The sequence below is a fragment of the Caballeronia sp. ATUFL_F1_KS39 genome (assembly GCF_023630985.1).
Classification (GTDB): domain Bacteria; phylum Pseudomonadota; class Gammaproteobacteria; order Burkholderiales; family Burkholderiaceae; genus Caballeronia; species Caballeronia zhejiangensis.
Window position 1 is genome coordinate 156,827 of sequence record NZ_JALQDZ010000064.1, and the last position, 20,505, is coordinate 177,331.

The 20,505-nt window shown below is 62.5% G+C and carries 18 protein-coding genes and 1 pseudogene; 4 read left to right on the forward strand and 15 right to left on the reverse strand.

What is annotated here, in order from left to right:
* Window positions 1-31 precede the first annotated feature (31 nt).
* Together NCR93_RS31285 and NCR93_RS31290 are read right to left on the reverse strand one after the other, a co-directional pair.
* Entirely contained in the window at window positions 32-616 is a 585-nt protein-coding gene (locus NCR93_RS31285) for a diguanylate cyclase (RefSeq protein WP_175982120.1), read from the reverse strand.
* Window positions 613-870, reverse strand: coding sequence for a hypothetical protein (locus NCR93_RS31290; RefSeq protein WP_175982119.1), 258 nt, complete (start codon window positions 868-870; stop codon window positions 613-615). Before NCR93_RS31290 ends, NCR93_RS31285 begins: the two co-directional genes overlap by 4 nt.
* An 805-nt stretch (window positions 871-1,675) precedes the next feature.
* On the opposite strand from NCR93_RS31290, the gene NCR93_RS31295 reads away from it, so the two are divergent.
* The 4 genes from NCR93_RS31295 (at window position 1,676) to NCR93_RS31310 (ending at window position 6,733) form a co-directional block, all read left to right on the forward strand.
* A complete protein-coding gene (locus NCR93_RS31295; RefSeq protein ID WP_250497505.1) occupies window positions 1,676-2,599 on the forward strand; it encodes an NAD(P)/FAD-dependent oxidoreductase in 924 nt (307 codons plus the stop codon).
* A 196-nt stretch (window positions 2,600-2,795) separates the two neighbouring features.
* On the forward strand, window positions 2,796-3,158 hold the full coding sequence (locus NCR93_RS31300; RefSeq protein WP_175982117.1) for a HigA family addiction module antitoxin: 363 nt from the start codon (window positions 2,796-2,798) through the stop codon (window positions 3,156-3,158).
* On the forward strand, window positions 3,148-4,656 hold the full coding sequence (locus NCR93_RS31305; protein WP_033535654.1) for an ATPase domain-containing protein: 1,509 nt from the start codon (window positions 3,148-3,150) through the stop codon (window positions 4,654-4,656). Before NCR93_RS31300 ends, NCR93_RS31305 begins: the two co-directional genes overlap by 11 nt.
* A gap of 7 nt (window positions 4,657-4,663) precedes the next feature.
* Entirely contained in the window at window positions 4,664-6,733 is a 2,070-nt protein-coding gene (locus tag NCR93_RS31310; RefSeq protein ID WP_175982116.1) for a hybrid sensor histidine kinase/response regulator, read from the forward strand.
* Window positions 6,734-7,050: 317 nt separating this feature from the next.
* On the opposite strand, the gene NCR93_RS31315 is transcribed toward NCR93_RS31310, so the two are convergent.
* The 13 genes and pseudogenes from NCR93_RS31315 to NCR93_RS31375 all read right to left on the reverse strand — a co-directional run.
* Complete coding sequence (locus NCR93_RS31315) at window positions 7,051-8,208, reverse strand: lipase family protein (protein ID WP_008345539.1); 1,158 nt, start codon at window positions 8,206-8,208, stop codon at window positions 7,051-7,053.
* On the reverse strand, window positions 8,195-9,448 hold the full coding sequence (locus tag NCR93_RS31320; RefSeq protein ID WP_175982115.1) for an LssY C-terminal domain-containing protein: 1,254 nt from the start codon (window positions 9,446-9,448) through the stop codon (window positions 8,195-8,197). The genes NCR93_RS31315 and NCR93_RS31320 overlap by 14 nt, the downstream gene beginning before the upstream one ends.
* On the reverse strand, window positions 9,445-10,734 hold the full coding sequence (locus NCR93_RS31325) for an LssY C-terminal domain-containing protein (protein ID WP_175982114.1): 1,290 nt from the start codon (window positions 10,732-10,734) through the stop codon (window positions 9,445-9,447). Before NCR93_RS31325 ends, NCR93_RS31320 begins: the two co-directional genes overlap by 4 nt.
* 482 nt (window positions 10,735-11,216) lie before the next feature.
* Window positions 11,217-11,891 (reverse strand): alpha/beta hydrolase family protein, encoded by a 675-nt coding sequence (locus NCR93_RS31330; RefSeq protein WP_008345536.1) that lies wholly within the window; start codon window positions 11,889-11,891, stop codon window positions 11,217-11,219.
* A gap of 434 nt (window positions 11,892-12,325) precedes the next feature.
* Complete coding sequence (speB, locus tag NCR93_RS31335; protein WP_175982113.1) at window positions 12,326-13,279, reverse strand: agmatinase; 954 nt, start codon at window positions 13,277-13,279, stop codon at window positions 12,326-12,328.
* A gap of 16 nt (window positions 13,280-13,295) precedes the next feature.
* Entirely contained in the window at window positions 13,296-13,847 is a 552-nt protein-coding gene (locus NCR93_RS31340; RefSeq protein ID WP_008345534.1) for a cupin domain-containing protein, read from the reverse strand.
* A 141-nt stretch (window positions 13,848-13,988) separates the two neighbouring features.
* Window positions 13,989-14,687, reverse strand: coding sequence for a DUF1989 domain-containing protein (locus NCR93_RS31345; RefSeq protein WP_008345533.1), 699 nt, complete (start codon window positions 14,685-14,687; stop codon window positions 13,989-13,991).
* A 10-nt stretch (window positions 14,688-14,697) separates the two neighbouring features.
* Window positions 14,698-15,933, reverse strand: coding sequence for a M20 family metallo-hydrolase (locus NCR93_RS31350; protein WP_175982112.1), 1,236 nt, complete (start codon window positions 15,931-15,933; stop codon window positions 14,698-14,700).
* Complete coding sequence (locus tag NCR93_RS31355; RefSeq protein WP_008345531.1) at window positions 15,930-16,739, reverse strand: amino acid ABC transporter ATP-binding protein; 810 nt, start codon at window positions 16,737-16,739, stop codon at window positions 15,930-15,932. The genes NCR93_RS31350 and NCR93_RS31355 overlap by 4 nt, the downstream gene beginning before the upstream one ends.
* Window positions 16,736-17,389, reverse strand: a complete 654-nt coding sequence (locus NCR93_RS31360; protein WP_008345529.1) for an amino acid ABC transporter permease — start codon at window positions 17,387-17,389, stop codon at window positions 16,736-16,738. Before NCR93_RS31360 ends, NCR93_RS31355 begins: the two co-directional genes overlap by 4 nt.
* 9 nt (window positions 17,390-17,398) lie before the next feature.
* Window positions 17,399-18,061 (reverse strand): amino acid ABC transporter permease, encoded by a 663-nt coding sequence (locus NCR93_RS31365; RefSeq protein WP_008345528.1) that lies wholly within the window; start codon window positions 18,059-18,061, stop codon window positions 17,399-17,401.
* A 7-nt stretch (window positions 18,062-18,068) separates the two neighbouring features.
* A complete protein-coding gene (locus NCR93_RS31370; RefSeq protein WP_175982111.1) occupies window positions 18,069-18,923 on the reverse strand; it encodes a transporter substrate-binding domain-containing protein in 855 nt (284 codons plus the stop codon).
* Window positions 18,924-19,382: 459 nt separating this feature from the next.
* A pseudogene (locus NCR93_RS31375) lies at window positions 19,383-20,281 on the reverse strand (2-oxoglutarate dehydrogenase E1 component); the annotation flags it as partial.
* Window positions 20,282-20,505: the final 224 nt, after the last annotated feature.

Consider the following 20,505-nt stretch of genomic DNA (forward strand, 5'->3'; position numbering starts at 1 on the left):
CTGCACGACTCGGTCTGCGCATGGCGCGTGCCTAGCGCATGACGGACTCGCTGGCGGCATCCGTCTTCCGCCGTTGCCGCTTGCGCGAAGCGCGGATAGACGCTGCGAGTTCCATCGCGTACGGCACGACGCCGAATATCGCGCAGAGCATCAGCACGGCTGTGACGGTCGTCGAGGACAACGGAGGATCGCGCCATGCGGGCGTGTAACCAGCGGCGTTATCGAACAGTCTGGCGAAGACATCGGGATGTGCGAGACAAATGATGGCTAGCCCGACGATCGGTGCCATCTCAAGAACGCTATGTACCATTTGCTCGACGGGTGTAATGACGCGCGTCGCCGATGCGTAGCGCAGATCCGCATACACGGTGAGATGGTGGACGACGATGAGCGCGGCCATCGCAACGATCGCGAACGCGTTGATTTGCAGGAACAACGCGCACAGCACGACACCGGCGCCTTCGGTTAGCTGGGCGATATGCATCAGCGATTCGCGCACGCCGGCAGTCTCGGGAAGATTCGCCCAGCGGTGACAAAGCGCGTCCGCGGTGCCGGCGGCGAGCCACAACGGAAGCACGCCGTAGAGCAGGAAGTGCTGCGCGAGCGCCGGATTCATGTTCCGCTGCCGCCGGGCGATGCCGCGGCCTGACACAGTTGAAGCGAGACGCCGCCGACGAAGGAAAGCGACGCGAGATGCTCGGCGCAGCGCCTGAGCGCGCCGACGTCGGCCTCGCAAACGAAGTTGATGCCATCGGGTGCGACGCGGGCATCGAGAACGGCGACGTGGCGCTGCATCGGTGCGGTTATCAGGTCGTGCTCGGGGAGCGACTCCGCTGTCATGGTTCGAATAGTGATGTTGGCTTTCGGCATGTTCGACTGGTTTCACCACAGGTACGTGCTCATTGTCACGGGCACTGCCGCGCGTCACAACTCAGCGCGCATGTACGAAATGCGAGGAAGCGGAACGTCAACGCGGAAGTACAAACGCGGGCGTCCACAAACCGCGCGATCCGAACACCGAGGGTCTGCCGGGCAGCAGAGCGCTCGCGGATGACAAGGCGACCGGCGTCAGCCTGCCGCTGTTTCAAGAAGTGAACCCGGCCTCTTATATTCAAGACGCGTGCTGAAAGTTGCACGGCCACCGATCCACAGACGGTTGGCCGACCGGCTCGCGACACAATGTCCGAACATCGGTGCACCGTTCAGTGTGAAACACAGTCGGTCGGAACGCTGTGACAGGCGGACGGCGGGTTGCCTTTGGCCACCGAACCGCGCACCCGTTCTGATTGCTGGTTGATCTGGCGTCGCGATCATCCCACCCACAAGCGGGCGGCGGCGCTGCCCGCGCGAACGTCGGTGTCCTTCCCACGAAGCGCGCTTTCGGTGCCTCGACCTGAGACTGAGACGAAAGACGAGATTCGCTTTTCGACGAAGTCGAAGGCTGCCTGGGCTGCCGCGCACGAGACCCGCTTGCTAACTCCGCGCATGTCGAATCGGCAGCGTGGCTCGACGGGTCGGGTGCTTGCGACCCGTACGCACTGTCGCGATCACTTTGATTGTCGGGTTCCAACATGGGACTTTTGGGAATCGGAATTGCTCAACCCTGCCACGAAGGCTTGTTAGTGAACCGCGCACCGTGTTGATTCGGCTATGTCGGTTGTGCAAGAAGGAATCGATGATGGATCAGGCTTTTGACTGTGTTGTTATCGGCGGCGGTCCGGCTGGGTTGACCGCTGCACTCTATCTTGCCCGGTTCAGGCGCTCCACCCTGGTTATCGATGCCGGTCAGAGCAGAGCGTCGCGGATCCCGATCGTGCGTAACCTTGCTGGTTTTGAAGGCGGCATCAGCGGCAAGGAACTCATCGTCAAGATGCGTCGACAGGTCGATTGCTACCCGGTGCCGATAATCGCCGGCCGAGTCGTCGCGATACGACAGGTGTCCGCCGGCTTCGTCGTGGACTACAGGAGCAGCGGCGATGCTGACAGGCAGAGCGCTCTGGCACATCGTGTCCTGCTCGCGTTCGGGATCCGCGATAGGCTACCGCCGATCGTCGGAGCCGAACGGCTTACCGAAAAAGGATTGCTCAGGTTGTGCGCGATATGCGATGGCTTCGAGGCGCAAGGCAAACGGGCGGCGATGCTGGGTTCCGCGTCACGAGCGCTGTCGCACGCTTTGTTCTTCCGAACGTTTTGCAGGCAGGTAGCTGTCGTCGCGCCCGACCTTTCGGCGCTGACGCAAGAGCAGCGCGCGTCGGCCGTAGAGAACGCCATAGAATTGGTGCCGTTGGGTGCGCTCGAAGCTTCGGCTAACGCTGACGGGCGCTTGAGCGTTGTCTGCCCGGATGGGCGGCTACAGAGGTTCGATATTGTCTATCCTGTGCTTGGCTCTCGCGAAGAAACTGAGCTATTGAGTGGCTTGAACGTCGAACGGGATGAGGACGGCATGATCGTGGCGGATAAGCGGCAGCGCACTAGCGTGGCCGGCATATTTGCCGCGGGCGATGCAGTCAATTCGTTGAATCAGATCTGCGTGGCAGTCGGCGAAGCCGCGATCGCCGCGACGGCTATCCATTGCAGCTTGCCAGGCAATCCGCTTTGAAGCGGCGGCAGGCCGCTGCGACATCAGCATCGGCGTGAGTAGGCTAACTGCGCCGCATCTTGCTTCGCACTGTCGCGGCTCAGAGCGAGGGAATCTGTGAAAAGATGGTCTGGCCGGGCCGGGACGCTCACGGCGCGGCTCACCCAGCTTCATGGTAGCCTGATCACTTGTCACGCAACGCGTTACGCTTGCCACCATGGCTTCCACGTCGATTCCCGGCACCACCCGCTATCAGGACGAGGCACACCATCCAGGGGATCTTCTCAAGATCTTTGTGCTGCCCCATTTGGGCCTCTCGGTGAGCCAGGCGGCCCGAGATCTGGGCGTGGCTCGTCAAACGCTTCACCGGATCTTCGACGGCAGCGCGAGCATCACGCCCGAAATGGCGGTGCGTCTCGAGGCCTTTTGTGGCGTGCCGGCGATGTACTGGTTGGAACTGCAATCCGCGCATGATGTCTGCGACGCTCGTACTTCGCTCGAGCAGGCGCTGACGAAAATTCCGAAACACAGGCTCTCCCGTGTTGCAATGAAGCAGCTTGGAGCAACAGATGAACGATAGTACCGTAATGCCCCAATACGCTCGCACGGGCGTCCCGGGGCTCGACGACATTCTCGTTGGCGGACTGAGCCGGGGCAACTTGTTCCTTCTCGAGGGAAGTCCGGGCACGGGCAAGACGACCATCGCGCTGAGTTTCCTGCAGGCTGGCGCCGAACTGGGGGAGCCATGCCTTTACATCACGCTCTCCGAGACGATGGAGGAACTGCGCAACGGCGCTTTGTCGCACGGATGGCGGCTCGGTCCACAGATCAGCATCTTCGAAGTCAGCCCGTCCGAAAATCTGCTTGACGCCGATCAGCAGCAGACGCTGCTCTATTCCTCCGACCTCGAGCTGGGCGAGACGACGCGGCTCATCCTCGGCGAGTTCGAGCGCGTGAAACCGAAGCGCGTGGTCATCGATAGTCTTTCGGAGATTCGCTTGCTTGCGCAAAGCTCGCTGCGCTACCGCCGGCAGATCCTGGCATTCAAGCATTACTTCGCGGGCCGCGACGCCACGGTGCTCATGCTGGACGATCTCACCTCCGATGCGGCGGACAAGACTGTGCATAGCGTGGCGCACGGCGTCATCAAACTGGAGGAGTTATCGCCGCAATATGGCGCCGAGCGCCGGCGCCTAAGGGTGCTCAAATACCGCGGTCAGCATTTTCGTGGCGGCTATCACGATTTTGCTATCCGACACGGCGGGGTGGCGGTGTTCCCGCGACTTGTCGCCGGTGAGCACCGAACCAGTTACGCGCGCACGCAAATGACAAGCGACGTTGCGGAACTCGACGCTTTGCTCGGCGGGGGTGTCGAGCAAGGATCCAGCACGCTTATCCTTGGCCCCGCAGGGACCGGCAAGAGCCTCTTCGCGATCCAATTCGTCACGGCGGCCGTGCGGCGGGGCGAAAAGGCTGCGCTCTTCGTCTTCGATGAAGAGCTCGGCCTTCTGTTCGACCGTGTGCGCCCAATGGGCATCGACCTCGAAGCCATGAGAGATGCCGGTGACCTGCACGTCGAACAACTGGACGCGGCAGAGCTGTCGCCGGGCGAGTTCGCGCATCGCGTGCGTGCGAGTGTCGACCGCGCGCGTGTAAAGACGGTTGTCATCGATAGTCTGAACGGGTATCAGGCCGCCATGCCTGAGGAAAACGCGCTCGTACTGCACGTGCACGAGTTGTTGCAGTATCTGAATCGGCAGGGCGCGAACACCTTTTTGACTGTCGCCCAGCACGGCCTCGTCGGCGACATGAAGGCGCCGGTCGACGTGACCTATCTTGCTGACACGGTCATCCTGCTTCGTTACTTCGAAGCGATCGGGCGCGTTCGACGCGCGGTGTCGGTCATCAAGAAGCGCACCGGGGCTCATGAGGAATCGATCCGCGAGTTCCGTATCGGTTCGGAGGGGCTCACGCTCGGAGAGCCGCTGGAAGATTTCCAGGGGGTGCTTCGAGGCGTGCCGACGTTCGTCGGAAAGTCGGCGCCTCTGCTGACGCCGAAGACTGCAACCAAGGACTGACGATCGCATGGCCGAAACCGAGCGATGTCCCGTGCTGCTCCTCACCCCGTCGGGACGCGACTGCGTCGTTGCGCAGGCGCTGTTGGGGGCGGCCGGGATCGACGCAGAGCCGTGCAAGAACGTAGCGCAACTCGGCGAGACGTTGAGAGACGACGTCTGCTGCGTTATCGTCGCCGACGAAGCGTTGAACGGCGCCGACCTCGCCGCGCTGGCGGGATGGGTGTCGTCGCAGCCGCCGTGGTCGGACCTTCCATTTGTCGTACTCACACAGCGCAGCGGTCCCGTTCGCAGACCGATGGCCGAGCGGTTGATTACGGCACTCGGCAACGTCACGTTCATCGAGCGTCCGTTTCATCCGACGACGTTCGTAAGCGTCGTCGAAACAGCGGTGCGGGGCCGGAATCGCCAGTTCGAGGCTCGGGCTCGAATCCGAGAACTCGATGAGGGCGAAGCGCATCTTCGCATAGCACTCACGGCCGGACACCTCGGCTCCTGGAGCCTCGATCTTTCCAGCAACACGCTGACAGCATCGACGACTTGCAAAGCGATATTCGGCCGCTTGGAGACCGACAACTTTACTTATGAAGAACTGATTGCAAGCACTCATCCCGAGGATCGCGAGCGGGTGCAGGCAGCCATCGCGGTCAGCGCGGAAACCGGCTGCGACTACGCGATCGAGTATCGCAACGTCTGGCGGAACGGGACCGTGCACTGGGTTGAAGTCAGGGCGCGTGTCGTGCGCGACGACCGGATCGTTCGGCTCGTCGGCGTTTGCTCCGACGTGACGCTGCGCAAAACGTCGGAAGATCAGCTGCGCCGGGTGAACGAATCGCTCGAAGTCAAGGTGCTGGAGCGCACCGCGCAACTGGAAGACGCGCATCGAACGGTGCTCGAGGAAATACGGCAGCGCGAGCATACAGAGAAGCTGCTGCGGCAGGTCCAGAAGCTCGAGATGATCGGCCAGTTGACGGGCGGCATCGCGCACGACTTCAACAATTTGCTGATGGCGATCATGGCGAATCTCGAACTCGTGCGAAAGGAAGTGCCGCCGGAAGAGCGAGTGGGTCGGTTGGTCGATGGCGCGCTGAAAGGCGCTCAACGCGGCGCCGCGCTCACTCAACGGCTGCTCGCGTTCGCGCGACAGCAGGTCCTTAAGGTCGAGCCTGTCCAGATGTCTGCGCTGGTTCACGGCATGGCCGACCTTCTGGACCGGTCGATTGGCTCGATGATCGAACTGGTCATCGATACGCCCGAAGAAGTGCCGTTCACTCGCGTCGATACAAATCAGATTGAACTGGCGATACTGAACCTGGTAGTCAATGCGCGCGATGCGATGCCCGACGGCGGCGCAATCCAAATCAGCGTCGATACCGCGCATTCTGCGGGCGATGGCGACCTGCGAGCCGGCGACTACGTGCGGGTGACAGTGAGGGACACAGGCACTGGCATGGACGCCGCGACACTCGCCAAAGCGACGGAACCCTTCTTCACGACCAAGGAAGTGGGGAAGGGCACGGGGCTTGGCCTTTCGATGATTCACGGTCTCGCGCGTCAGCTACAAGGCGCGCTTCGTCTAGAAAGCACGTATGGAAAGGGCACGCGTGCATCGCTCTGGCTTCCTGTCACGGATCGCCCGGCTGCCGAGGAGCGTATCGCCGATGACCCGAAGGACGACGGTCCGGCCGACGCCAGCGAGCTGCGCGCCACCGTACTAGTCGTCGATGATGACCCACTTATTTTGTCAAGCACATCTTATCTCCTGCAGGACCTTGGACATGAGGTGATCGAGGCGGCATCAGGGGACGCCGCGCTCCAAGTCCTTCGCGCAGGCCAGAAAGTTGACGTTCTGCTGACTGATTTCTCAATGCCCAAGATGACCGGCGTTGAATTAGCCAATGCGGCGCGGGCACTCAGGCCCGTCCTGCCTGTCATACTCGCAACCGGCTACGCGGAACTGCCGGAGGGCACCGGAGCCGATCTACCGAGACTACGCAAGCCGTATCAACAGAGCCGGCTTCTGCAAGAGATCAGGAACGCCGTGAAAAGCTTGGAATCGCCGCAATCCGGGGCGCAGTAAGCTGTCCATCGCACGAGCCAGCGAACGGGCCGCCTTCCGGACACGTAACAGCCTTGACGAACGACGTCTGCAGAGATGGTTGCCGCTTAACGCATATGGCTGCACGAATTTACTTCCTCACCCTTTCGTTAGCTGGTTGGCCGTTGTGCTAAATTCCGCAACCGGCCGGTTTCTGCCGTTCGACCAAGTCGCAGTGTGACCGCTCCAGCGGCCGGTTCAGGTCGAGACCGGACCGACGCCGGACCGGTGTACATTGGGTTGCATCAACCGGTTGAAACGGCCCCGAACGCGTTCGTTGACAGACGACTGCCAGCTAATCAGCGGATCGGCACGCCAAGATCCTCCTCCAGGAAGCGCAGAATCGCCTCTGCCAGCGCCTCACGAGGATACGCATTCTGTGTAACGAAGAGCGCCCCGATCGTAGGGTGGGTCCGCGCAACAGGCACCGCGAGCGCCCAGTGATCCGCATTGACGTAGGCGAGCAGCGTGCTGCCGGGGACAACCTGATCGTAAAAGATGACCTGACTGTCGTTCCGCGAGTCGACGCGCGCGAGCTTGTCATAGCTCGACTTCAGGATCGAGGAGATTCGCTCGGGCTGCGGGAACGTCACGACCGAGTAGTAATGCAGATCAGCCGGAAGCGGATGCTGCGCGAGCCACGCTTTGCGAGTCGCAGGTCTCAAACTCTCTACGGCACCACCATCGCCCGATGTGCAGGTTGCGCCCGGGACATATCGCAACAAGTCGGCCTGATATTGGTCGGCGTCGTTGGCGAGCGGGGAGCCGCCGATCGCACCGGCGGCACTCACCACCGCCGCCACGCGGCTTCGTATCTCAGGATAGGCGACCAGTGCTTCCAAAATGTCGGGCGCCCCCTTCGAATAACCAATCAACACGAGCCGCGGCGCGTCCTCCGATGCCGGCATAGCCATGATCGCGTCGCGAATTTGCCGGGCATTGTTAGTGGAACTCGACAGCGCGTCGACGTTGATGAGCGCTGCATCGAAGCCATACTCGCGAAGATGCGTCACGACGGTATCCGGCGTATCCAGCCAGGGATCGAAGCAATCGTAGCCGACGCCATGCACCACCGCCCCAATCAGGTGCCGCCTGGACTGGCCAAGTTCGACGGGCTCGCCGGTGCCAGGGGACTCTGCGCCGACCCGCGTCAGCGCTTGCTCACACGGGCGGTAGTCGGGTAGCGCTGCACCGCGTGCTTCGAGGACCGCGCAATATATTTCCCGAAAGCGCCCTCGCTTATCCATGACGCCAGCCTGAGACGCGGGCATGAGAACCATCGGGGGTGTATCGGCCGAGTACGGGATAAGCGGCTTCGCCGCGCATGCGCCGAAGAGAACGCACGACGTGATCGTCGCTAACCAAGCGCTGATCTGGCGGCACGCATCGAAGGCAGCGGCAACCTGACGCTTGAATTGAATGAGCGCCCATCTCGATCTCGAGTCACTGACTCGCATTGCCGGTTGCTCCAGTTTGACGAGTATCTGGCTCTTCCAGATAGGGGACCCACTCAAGAAAATCGACATCCGACAGACTCCGTGGCCGGGTGGCGAAGAACACGACCGCGCGCAATCCGTCCGTATAGTAAGTCGCACCGTCAAGGGTTATACGAGGACGAGTCGGCGGTGCGGGGCCAACACCGTTCACAAATCCGAGCTTTTCGAGGCCGCTCGAATACATCAGGTCCTGCATCAGAAAGTTGCGTGCCTCGTCGACGTTCTCGTGGAGAGTGAGGCGTTTTTTATCGCGGGGTGCAAAGCGCCCGCCGACAGGGCGGCCGACCTGCGCGACGTAGACCAGTTGTCCCTGAAAGCGGATAGGAGCGAGCCATCCCCGGATCCAGTTTGCGGGCGCCCCGGCCTGCGCCTGCTTGCGCATGACAAAGTCCGGTTCCCGACCGAAGACGCGCTGCGCGAGGTCAAACTCCCGCGCATCGCGCCGATAGTCGCGCCGCACCAGCGCTGCCCCGATGTCGGTGAGCTGGCCAATGCCAATGGCATTTAGCGGATCGGCCTGAATAGTCCCGCTCGGGTCGGTGGCACAGCATGGTAGGCGCTCGAGCGCCGCGCGCAGCGACGCCAGGTCCTGGTAGTCCGTGATTCCAGTGGCAGAGGGTGGCAGAGGGATCTGCGACAGCCGTGGATCCATTGTGCCGCCTGGCACACGCAGAAAGATCGAGAAGGGCATCAGCGTCTGGTTTCCCAGCAGATCGACATTGACGAGCTTGATGCCTTGATCGGGGTTGGTGAACAAAATGCCCGATCGTGTCTCCCCCGCCGGGATGGGGTTGTTGAACCTGAGATCACGGAAATAGTCGTCCATGCGCTTGTTGCTTGCGCCGCCAAACAGCGTATGCATTGACCATGCGACTTCATGAGGTGAAAAGTAGTCCGGGTCCGTGCCCGAGCGTAAAAGCCACAGCGCCTGCGACGTCCCATTCTGCACTTCGAGCCAAAGCGGCTGCACTCCCGTTCTGTTGACGTCGGCACCATACATCCGCTTGCTGTCTTCTTCGCTAAGCACCGTTGCGCTCACGCGTACGCCGCGACTGGAGGCGCTGACCTCGCGCTGACGCAACGGCTCAGCGTCCGCCTCGGGCGGAACTTGCCATGTCGAGCAGCCGGCCAGCGCGAGCGCCAGGCATAGCGCGAGTCCTGCATTAGACCGTCGCCTGCGCAAGGTCTGCTGGATGGTCATGGCCTCGCTCCTGGCGTCACCCGCAGTACCTTGTACGGAGTGATCCACGGGAAGATTTCGATCTGCGATAACGGCCTCGGCGTGCGATCGAACACCAGCACGACGCGGAAGCCGTCGGTGTAATACGGGTCGGTCGTCAAATTCCTTCGCGGCGCAGCTTCCAACACGGCACCCACTCCCGTCACTAGTCCCATCTTGAACAGGTTCTGGGAATACGCCATGTCTTCGGTCAGCGCAGTGCGTGCCTCATCCACCTCCGGGTCGATCTTGTGTGTCGTGAACGTTGACGAGTGCCACGTCAGGCGAATCCCGATATCGCGGCTGATCTGTCCAACCCACACAGGCTTGTCGTGATAGCGCATCGTGCTGAGCCAGAGCCGCATATGGTTGCGCTGGTGAATGTCGCCCCGCGCCTTTTGAAGCGCGAGGTCTTGGGCGCGTCCGAACAGATGAAGGTCGCTCACCGGCGCGTTGACGTACGCTTGGCCCGACAACGCGGCGCTGATCATCCGCTCGATTGCCCCCGACCACTTTCGTTCCGTGAGGCTCCAGCCCCGCCGCACCAGTGCGGGAAAGGCGTCGTCGAGGCTGCCGACGATCACCAGGTTGAGCGGGTCGCCCTTCTTTGAGCCGTCCTCGTCAGTTGCGCAACAGGGCAGTGCTTCGAGCGCTTCTCGAAAGCTCGCGTCGTCCGTGTAATTTACAGTGGGCTCCTGCGGATCGGTCGCCCGTCTGAAGACCTGACTACGCTTGTAGTCGGCTTCAAACCCAGGTACGGATACAAAAACGGAGAACGTCCGAGCGTGTCCGCTCGCGACGAGATCCAGTTGCACCAGCTTCGCGCCCGCGTTGAAATTCGTCAGCACAAACCCCGCGACCGTCTCTCCGGGACGCACGGGGTTATGAAAAGCGAGACTACGGAAGCGGCGCGCGAGCTCGGAACGCTGGTCGGGCGAAGCATCGCTGCTGAAAGCCTCTGCCGCCTCCGATGCGGGAAAGAAGTTTGGATCCAGGCCGGGTGACAGGAGAAAGTAGTTGTGGTCCTCGCGATTGCGGACCTCGATCCAGACGGGCTGAATTCTTCTTTCGGCAAGCGGGACACCGTACACCGCCGCGCTTTCCTCTGAGGACAGCACGGCTGTTGAAACCTCGATGCCGGCCTCGTCGCGTGTCACGGCCCGGTTTTGGTAAGCCGGTATTGCGGCTTCTGGCGGAACCGCAGCGCAACCGACCACTAGATAGCCGACGGAAATCGCAATCAGCATCCTGGTAACGACGCTGTTCATCAAGTCAACTCCGGGGTTGACACCGTGGCGTTCGGTCGCGCGGATCAGCTAGCTAACTGCGCGCCGCCCTCACTGAGCTTGCAGGAGTACGCTACCCAGTTTAGTAGAGGTTGGGGCGCCGATGGGGTAGCGACCGCGGATCGCATCCGTGCAGCACGGAGTTGATGATCGCAATGTCTTGATTGCTTTCCGGCCGCGTCCCTAAGCGGCTTGCACGGATCGGCGCCGGCGAAATCAAAGCAGATGGCCCGCCGCGATTTCCGAGGGCGGAAGCACCGCAAAAAGATCGATCTGACAAATTCACTCACTAAGCACTGGCAAAACGCCGTCGACGCGACAGGCGTCGGTTGTCGTGGCTAGGCGACAGACCGTCTGCGGATAGCAAAGCGTTGAGAGGGCGAGTGCAGGACGGCGAGTTCGCCGGCTTCCCGTCCCGACTCTGCTACAAGCATTCCTGCGCTTGCTCAGGTAACGCGCACGAACTACCCTTCGGCGAAGAACCACTCCGACATCGTCCGCGCTAGTTCGCGCACGACCTCCGCGTCGGTCCGGCCGGAGGATGCGCGCACGTGAAACGAATGATCTGCGTCGTCCACCACATGCAGCGTGGCGCGCGGCCCCAGCGTCTCGACGACCGACCTCAGCAGGTGAAGCTCGGCCAGCTTGTCGCGCGTGCCCTGCAGGAAGAGAATCGGCACCGTGACGTCCGCCAAGTGCCGCGCCCGCTCGACGCCGGGCGCCCCAGCCGGGTGCAGCGGGAACGCGACGAAAGCGAGGCCACGCACGCCGTCGAGCGCGGAGATGGCTTGGGCCTGGGACGTCATGCGGCCGCCGAACGACCTGCCGCCCGCGAAGAGCGGCAGGGCTGGCAGCCGCCGGCGGGCCTCTGCGACGGCTGCCTGCACGGCAGCATGTGCCACGGCCGGCGAGTCCACCCGCCTGGAGCCCCGCTCCATGTACGGAAACTGGTAGCGCAATGTGGCGACGTTCGCCGCGGCAAGCGCGTCGGCCAAAGACGACATGCCGGCGTGCTGCATGCCCGCCCCAGCGCCGTGCGCGAAGACATATAGCGCTCGCGCGTGCTCTGGCACTTGAAGGAGCGCAGAGACCTTAGAGCCGTCGGGTAGTGCGAGCGAAAGCGATTCTGCGTCGTCCATGGTATTCAGGTCGTGTCGGTGTGGTCTTTGCGCCGATTCTGCATCAACGAGGCATCGGGAGACGCTTGTGGCAGCTTCCGGCAAGGCATTGCTCGGGCGGACTTTGCCGGCCGATCCATGGAGCGCGCCCATCGCGAAGGGCGCCGCAGTCGCGATGTGTCGGTTGACGACCGAAAGCCCGACAGCAATGTGATCTGCGCTTCGACACATTCGCGTAATAGCACGCCTGCATCATTGTTAGCGAGCTGTTACGACACTGCAAGCAGCGTCAAAGGAAGTTCCCGGAGGGCGGTTCATCTATCGGGCTCCCTGAAAGAGCAGGTCCGGCAGCAAGAAGCTGTTAGTCGACGCATGGTTGGCCGCGTATGGCCGCGACGCGGGTACGTCGCTCGCTAACGTCGGGACCATCGAGCGGCAGCGCGTTCGACGCTGCGCTAGCGTCGGCTCGATCCCGCCTGATGTGCCGCGAACAGACACAGCATCTCGTACATCATCGTTGCGGCGACGAGCGCGGTGTTGCCGCTCGGATCATACGGCGGCGACACTTCAACCACATCGCCGCCGACCCAGTTCAACCCGTCGAGTCCGCGCAGCAACGCAAGCGTTTCGCGCGTCGTCAATCCGCCGATTTCCGGCGTGCCGGTGCCAGGTGTGAACACCGGATCGAGCCCATCGACATCGAGCGAAAGATACACGGGCGCATCGCCGACCACGCGCCGCGCTTCTTCGACGATCGCCGCCGGGCCGCGTTCCTCGAACTCTTCGATGAACACCACGCGCATGCCGTGATCCAACGAATAACGCCAGCCTTCGTCGGTATTCTGCGCGCCGCGTATGCCGATCTGAATCGTGCGCGTGGGCTCGAGAAGACCCGCTTCGACCGCGCGTCTGAACGGCGCGCCGTGCGTGAATTTCGAGCCCTTGAACGCGTCCCACGTGTCCGTGTGCGCGTCGATATGCACGAGCGCGAGCGGTTGCTTCGGCGCGATCGCCTGAAAGACCGGATAGGTGATCGAGTGATCGCCGCCCGCGATCAGCGCTATCTTCCCCGCGCGGAATACTGGCTCGAAAAAGCGGCGGATATCGGCGTGCGCGGCTTCTAGATCGTAGAGATGCTCGAAGGGCACATCGCCGATATCGGCCACGCGGCACGCTTCGAACGGATTGAATCGCGTGACGTGATGAATCGCGCGCATCATCGTCGACATGTTGCGGATCTCGCGCGGCCCGAAGCGTGCGCCAGGACGCGCGGTGACACCGCCATCGAAGGGCACGCCCGCCAGCGCGATATCGAGCGCCGCGAGGTCGCGCTCGAACGGCACGCGCATGAAAGTGGGAATGCCGGCGAAGCGCGGCAACTGCATCTGCGAAAGATCGGTGCTGGCCATGATGAGTTCCCGCTGATCAGAACGTGGGCGGCGTGTTGACCCAGAGTATGCGCGTGACCGCATCGCCCGGATTGCGATAGCTGTGCGGCTCGGTGCTCGGAAAATAGAACGAATCGCCCGCCTTGAGCGAATAGCTCTGATCGCCGAGCGTGAGTTCCAGTTCGCCTTCGAGCACATAACCCAACTCTTCGCCGACGTGATGAATCTGCTCGTCGCTGCGGGCAAGCGGCTCCAGTACGTGGATGTCGCCCTGAAGCAACTGGCCCGGACTCGGCACGACAAGGCGTTCGAGCATGATGGAGCCCTCGGCACGTCTGCGTTTGCCGGCCGCCGGAGCGGCCCGCGCGCCCGGAAAGCGCACCGAGGGCCGCTCGCTCGCACGCTGAACGGGCGAAGCCGTGAGGGTCGGCGCGGACAGCAGCGCCGCGATGTTGGTGTCGAGCGCAATGGCGAGCTTGTGCAGCATGGCGAGCGAAGGCGTCGCGTGGCCGCCTTCGACCTTCGACAGAAGACTTTCCGAGCAACCCGCCGCTCCCGCGAGCACCTTGAGCGTCATCTGTCGCACCATGCGCGCATGACGCAGACGCGTGCCGAGGCCATCGGCGGCGGACGCCGGCGCGGCGTTGGCTTTAGGTGAAGTACGCGCTGCAGTTGAGGAAGGTCGTTTGCTGGCCACGAATGAACACCATCGAAAAGAAGAAGGGCGCGCTTATGCGAGCACCGTGAACTCGACTTCGAGCGGGTTGAGCGCGTTGATCGGAATGATATCCTGCGGGCACGCCGACATGACCACGACGCAGTCCATCGCGGCCCTGATATCCACGTAATCGCCGGACTTCGACACGGGCGGCAGCCAGTCAATCGAATAATCCGGCTTGACGGGAATGTTCATCCAAAGATTGAACGGCTGGGGCACTTCCTTCGTGCGCAGGCCAATAGCCTTCAGCGCAAGCCGCAGGTTGTCCGCGCAGTTGTCGTGATAGTGCTCGACGCCGAGATTGCGATAGCGGTACAGATCGCACGCGGCGATGAGCGTATCGTGCACGCCCGGCGACGTATCCGTGACGAGTTCGGCAATCGGGCGGCGCTGGTTGGTCACGAGCGGATCGCCCGGCTGCGGAATGATCTTGTCGATGAACGCGCGCGTATGTTCGAACGACAGAAACTCGTTCAGATGCTGCGCGTTGAAGATCCACGTATCGCACACTTGCGTGCCGTGCGGATTGGCGATGCGGATGGTCTGCCCGGCCTTCACGCGCACCGCGCGGCCGCAGCGCGCGGGCACCGTATACGTCATGCCGATTTCAGGCGTGCCGTCCGGCGAGATGGGTTCGTTGAGCGTGGCGTTGACGCCGGTTTCCTGGCCGTTGTCTTCGGTGCTTGCAAGAGTCGTTGCGGATGCGTTCATGTGGGCTCCTTCAGTCGTTGCAGAGTGTGGTGAGGCAATGAGCGAGCGCGCGTGCGCCGAGCACGAGATGTCCGGCGTCCGTCGCTTCGGCGGGGTTGTGGCTGATGCCGTCGATGCTCGGCACGAAAATCATTCCGCTCGGGCAATGTTTCGCGAGATACATGGCGTCGTGGAATGCGCCCGAGGTCAGATGCAGCGCGCGGGTATCGAGCGCGCGGCAGGCTTCGTCGATGCGCGACAACACGGACGGATTGAACGCGACGGGCGCATGGGCGAACAGCGCTTCGATGCGCGCGCCATGAGATTGCGCGATGGCCTGCGCGTGTTCATCGAACGCGCCGAGCACGCGCGCGTCCGGATGGCGGAAGTCGACGGTGAAACTCACCGCCGACGGAATCGTGTTGATCGAATTCGGCGCGATGTTCCAGCGGCCGAACGTGACGCGCGTATCGGCGCGGCCGAGTTCATGGGCGATGGCATCGAGTTCCCGATGCAGCGCGATGGCGAGCGTCATCGCGTCGCGGCGCAGTGGCATCGGCGTGGTGCCCGCGTGGGCGGCGATGCCCTGCACATGGAACGCGTACCAGCGCACGCCCTGAATGCCGCTGACGACAGCGAGCGGCACCTCGGCCTTTTCGAGTTGCGGACCTTGTTCGATATGCAGTTCGACGAAGGCATGCGCGGCGTCTTGCTGCGCGCGCGGCGGCAGTTCGGGGAACGCGCTGACGTGGCGTTGCAGCGCCGCGCTCAGGGTTGTGCCTTCGGCGTCCTGCACGTGCGCATAACGCGCCATCCGCGACGGCTCCACGAAGGCGCTCGATCCCATCGCGCCCGGCGAGAAGCGCGTGCCTTCCTCGTTGGTCCAGATCGCGACTTCGAGCGGGCGGCGCGTGGGCACGTTCGCATCGTTCAACGCGGCGAGCACTTCGAAGCCCGCAAGCACGCCGTAACATCCGTCGAGCTTGCCGCCGGCAGGTTGCGTGTCGATGTGGCTGCCGGTCATCACCGGCGCAAGTGCTGCGTCGCCCTCGCGGCGGAAAAACAGATTCGCGCACGCATCCACATGCACGCTGCAGCCGAGCGCACGCGCGCGGTCGATCAGAAAGCGCCGCGCTTCGATATCGCGTTCGCCGAGCGCGGGGCGGTCCACGCCGCCGTCATCGCGCGCGCCGAATGCAGCGAGGGCTTCGATCGATTCGAGCAGGCGCGCCGCGTTCACGGCATCCGCCACTTGTCTTGCGCTCACGATGTCACTCCTTCGCTCACGAAATCGAGGCTGCGTTCCAGCCACGGTTTAAGAAACTGCTGCAAGCGCGGTGTGCGCGTATTGCCGAACAGTTGCGCGGGCGGTCCGGCTTCGACGATTTTCCCGGCTTCCATGAACACGACCTTGTCGGAGATCTTCGCGGCGAAGCTCATCTCGTGCGTGACCATCACCATCGTCATGCCTTCCTGCGCGAGCGAACGGATCACGTTGAGTACTTCCTCGACGAGTTCGGGATCGAGCGCGGATGTGGGTTCGTCGAGCAGAATCACTTCGGGTTCGATGGCCAGCGCCCGCGCGATGCCCACGCGCTGCTGCTGCCCGCCGCTCAGCCGCGCGGGATACGCGTCTGCCTTGTGCTCGAGACCGACACGCGTGAGCGCGGCCAACGCTTTCGTGCGCGCGTCGCGCCTGCTCATCTTCTTGGCGAGCACGAGCGGCGTCGCGACGTTGTCCAGCGCGTTCATGTGCGGCCAGAGATTGAATTGCTGGAAGACCATCGAAATAGGACGGCGCACGTCGGCGATGCTGGCTTCGCTGTCACGATCCTTCGCCGTGCGTCCTGTCGATCGATAGCCCAGCAACTGGCCTTTGATCCACACTTCGCCTTCGTCATAGGCTTCGAGAAAATTCATGCAGCGCAGCGCGGTGGTCTTGCCCGAACCGGACGGCCCGATCAGCGTGACGATCTCGCCGCGCATCACATCCAGGTCGATGCCCTTGAGCACGCGGTTCTCGCCGTACGACTTGCCCACGGCGCGCAGCTTGAGTATCGGAAGGTCGCTCATGATGTCTTCTTCAGAAACGGAATGCGGGAAGTCGCGGCCTGCGCGATCAGCGACACGGCTTGCGTCAGCAGCCAGTAACATGCGATCAGCAGCGCATACGGACCGATATACGTGTAGCTCGATGCGACGATATCGCTGGCCGTCATCGTCAATTCGGGCACCGTGATGATCGACGCGACCGCACTCTCCTTGATGACGAGAATCGTCTGGTTCGCGATCAGCGGCGCCGCGAACGCGAGCGCCTGCGGCAGTTCGATGGAGCGGAACGCGTCTCGCCGGCTCACGCCGAAAGCGGCGGCGGCTTCGAGCTGACCGCGCGGAACGCTCGCCCATGCCGCGCGAAAAAGCTCCGCGAAATAAGCGCTCGAATAGAACGCGAGTGAAAGGATCGTGGCCTGCACGGCCGACAACGTCACGCCTAAAACCGGCAGCCCGAAGTACACGATCACGAGCTGCGACAGATAAGGCGTGCCGCGCACCAGCCACACGAACGCGCCATAGACGAGCGCGAACGGACGGCCGAACGCGAGCCGCATCGCGTTGATCGCGAAGCCCGCGACGATGCCGATGAAGGCCGCCAGCACGCTCACTTCGAGCGTGATGCCCATCGCTTCGATGAAGCGCGGAACGAGTGCGATGAAGTTGTTCATGCCGATGTCTCACGGACGCCGTGCCACACGCAGCGCGTACACATGACCCGCGCCCGCGAGCAGCGACGTGATTGCCAGATAGAACATCGCCGCCAGCGCGTACACTTCGAGCGGCCGATACGTCGATGACGAAAGCTGCTGTCCTACGCGCATCAGATCCGTTACGGATATCACCGACACCACCGCCGACGCCTTGACGATATCGATCATTTCGGAGACGAGCGCGGGCAGCGTCGCGCGCACGACTTGCGGCACTTCGATATGCCACAAGGTCTGACGCCGCGTGAGATTGAAGGTCGATGCCGCCTCGATCTGCCCCGGCGCGATGGAGCGAAAACCCGCACCCAGAATCTGCGACTGATACGCGCCCGTGTTGAGCGACAGCCCGATCGCGGCGGCAGCGAGCCCCGGTAACTCCAACCCGAGCGCGGACGGCACGTAGTAGAACACCAGAAGTTGCGCGAGTACGGGCGTGCCGCGCAGCAGGCTCACATACACGCGCGCCGTGCCGCGCATCAGCCGGCTGTCGCTGACCGACATCGTGTAGACGAACACGCCGACGAAGAAGCCGCAGCAGACAGCAACCGCCGACAGCACGAGTGTCGTCAGCGCGCCGTCGAGCAGTTGCGGCAAGTAGCCGATGCAGCGCGTAAGCAGATCGGGACCGTTCATCGCGATGTCAGATAGACGGTGCGGGAAGCGTGGCCGGAACGTCCATCGTCGAGCCGAACCATTTCTCCTGAAGCTTCTTCATGGTGCCGTCGCTGTTCGCTCTCGCGATGCCATCGCTGAAGAGCTTGAGGAGGGCAGCGCTGTCGGCGTCCTTGCGTGCGACCCAGGCGAAGTAGCTCTTCGGACCGATGGTCTGCGGCAGCACCGCGAAAACGCCCGGACGCGACTTCAGCAATGGCCCGAGATTGGCGACGGACTGCGCGACGGCATCGAGCCGGCCGACGGCGAGGTCGGCATAGGCTTCGTCGAACGCGACGTATTGCTTGATCTGCTTGATGCCGGGACCGCCTGCTTCCTTCAGCTTCTTGTCGAGCGCCATCAGCGCCTGCAATTGTGCAGAGCCGGTCTGCGAGCCGACCACCTTGCCGTTCAGATCGTTCGGCGCTTTGATGGAGGTATCGGCGGACCGGGTGAGTACGCCGGTGGTCGCGTCGGCGACGGGAACAGTGAAGGCGAAATGATCGGCGCGGTCCTTGTTGACGGTCACGGCCGTCACGACGAGGTCGAAGCGCTTTGCATCGAGACCGGGCAGCAGACCCTGGAAGGGCAGGTCGAGCTGCTTGACCTTCACATCGGGCAGAGACTTGAGGACGTAGGCCATCAGATCGGCGTCATAGCCGACGATCTTGCCGTTATCGACGTATTCGAAGGGCGCGTAACGCGCTTCCGTCGCGATCGTGATTTCCTTGTTCGATTTGATGCGGGCGAGCAGATCTTCCGCGTGCGCAAGCGACGGCGCGGCGGCGTTGAGCGCGAGCGCGCCCGTCAGTGCGGCCAGCAAATGGCGAAGACGTTTGTTCATGACACTCCCCTTGCGTATGGGCTATGTTGAAGGCAATCGGAATTACATTCAAGCAACTTGAATGAAATTCATTAGGCATGAAGTGTGCCAACGCGAAGCGCCCGGACCTGCGGGGCTTCGTCTTCCGACATGCACTGAAAGGGGGGTGTCGAAGCGGGCGAATGCACCGCCGCGCACGGCGATGCACCGGTTTGAAGTATGAAGGGAGTGATTGCGAGAGTCAGTGGGGTCCGCAATAGCGACGCAAGACGTCACACGAGCGACAGGGCGTCCGGCGGCCGCGGCTTAACCAGCAGCGGGGACATGGAGATGGATCCTCGAGGCGTCGCGCGCAAGGGTTCGACTAGCAAGCTCGCAACGTTTCGTCAGTCTGGAGATTGCGAACTCGGGTACCCGGCGTACGATCGTACGTTCCGCGCGATCGACGCCCATCGTCCTGCTGCAAAATTGGCACTCGGCCTAAAGCTCGGCCGCCGCCAGGGCGGTCGCGACCAGCCGTGCTTGTTCCCGACGATGCGCCGCGACGGAAGAATGCGCGCCGGCTGGTGTCGCGGTGCGGCAGACATCGCGTAAGGCGCAATCGGCGGGAAGCACGGTCTCCAGTTCGTCGCGAACGAATCGCCATGCGCCCTGATTACGGTCTTCCTCCTGCGCCCAAACGATGCTGCGCAAGCTGGTGAACCGGGCGAGCACGCGCCGGAGTGGGTCATGCGGAACGGATAGAGCTGCTCGATGCGGATGATCGCCGTCGATTCGTCGCCGGACCCGTCGCGAGCATCGCGCAATTCGTAGTAGAACTTTCCGCTGCATAGGACGACGCGTTCAACCGCACTTGCATCTGCGATGCGTTCGTCGCCCAGTACGCATTGAAATGCGCCATCGATCATCTCGCGCAGCGTCGAGTGCGACGCGACGTTGCCGTAAAGCTTCGACTTCGGAGACATGACGATGAGCGGCGTCCGACGCTCGGTCGTCGCCTGCTGGCGAAGCAGATGAAACCATTGCGCCGAGGTCGAAGGTACGACAATCCGCATGTTTTCGTCCGCGCAAAGCCGCAGGAAGCGGCCGAGATAGCCGCTCGAATGCTCCGGACCGACGCCCTCATGGCCATGCGGCAGCAATACGGCGAGCGCCGACTCATAACCCCACTTGAACTCGCCGGCCGCGATGTACTGATCGATGAAAACCTGCGCGCCGTTGACGAAGTCACCGTATTGCGCTTCCCAGACAGTCATCGTGGTCTTCGTTTGAACACTGTAGCCATACTCGAATCCAAGCACGGCCTCTTCGGTCAGCGGCGAGTTCACGATGTCGAACCGTCCCTGCCTTGCGGCGATGCCACTGAGCGGCACATGACGGTGGTGAGTGCACGTCAAGCACGAAGACGCGGCCGAAGCGCGCGCCCAAATCGCCATAGAGCTTCCCGGTGAGCAACAATTTCAAACAGGAAGCGCGGCTAATTTCCATTCTTGGCTTTACATAATCAACATTATCAGAGTTTTAAGTGTAGGAGCAACATGAGAATGTCGTGTTCTAGCAAGATACAAATGTCGTGTTTTTGCGACCACTGGCAAGCTGGCGA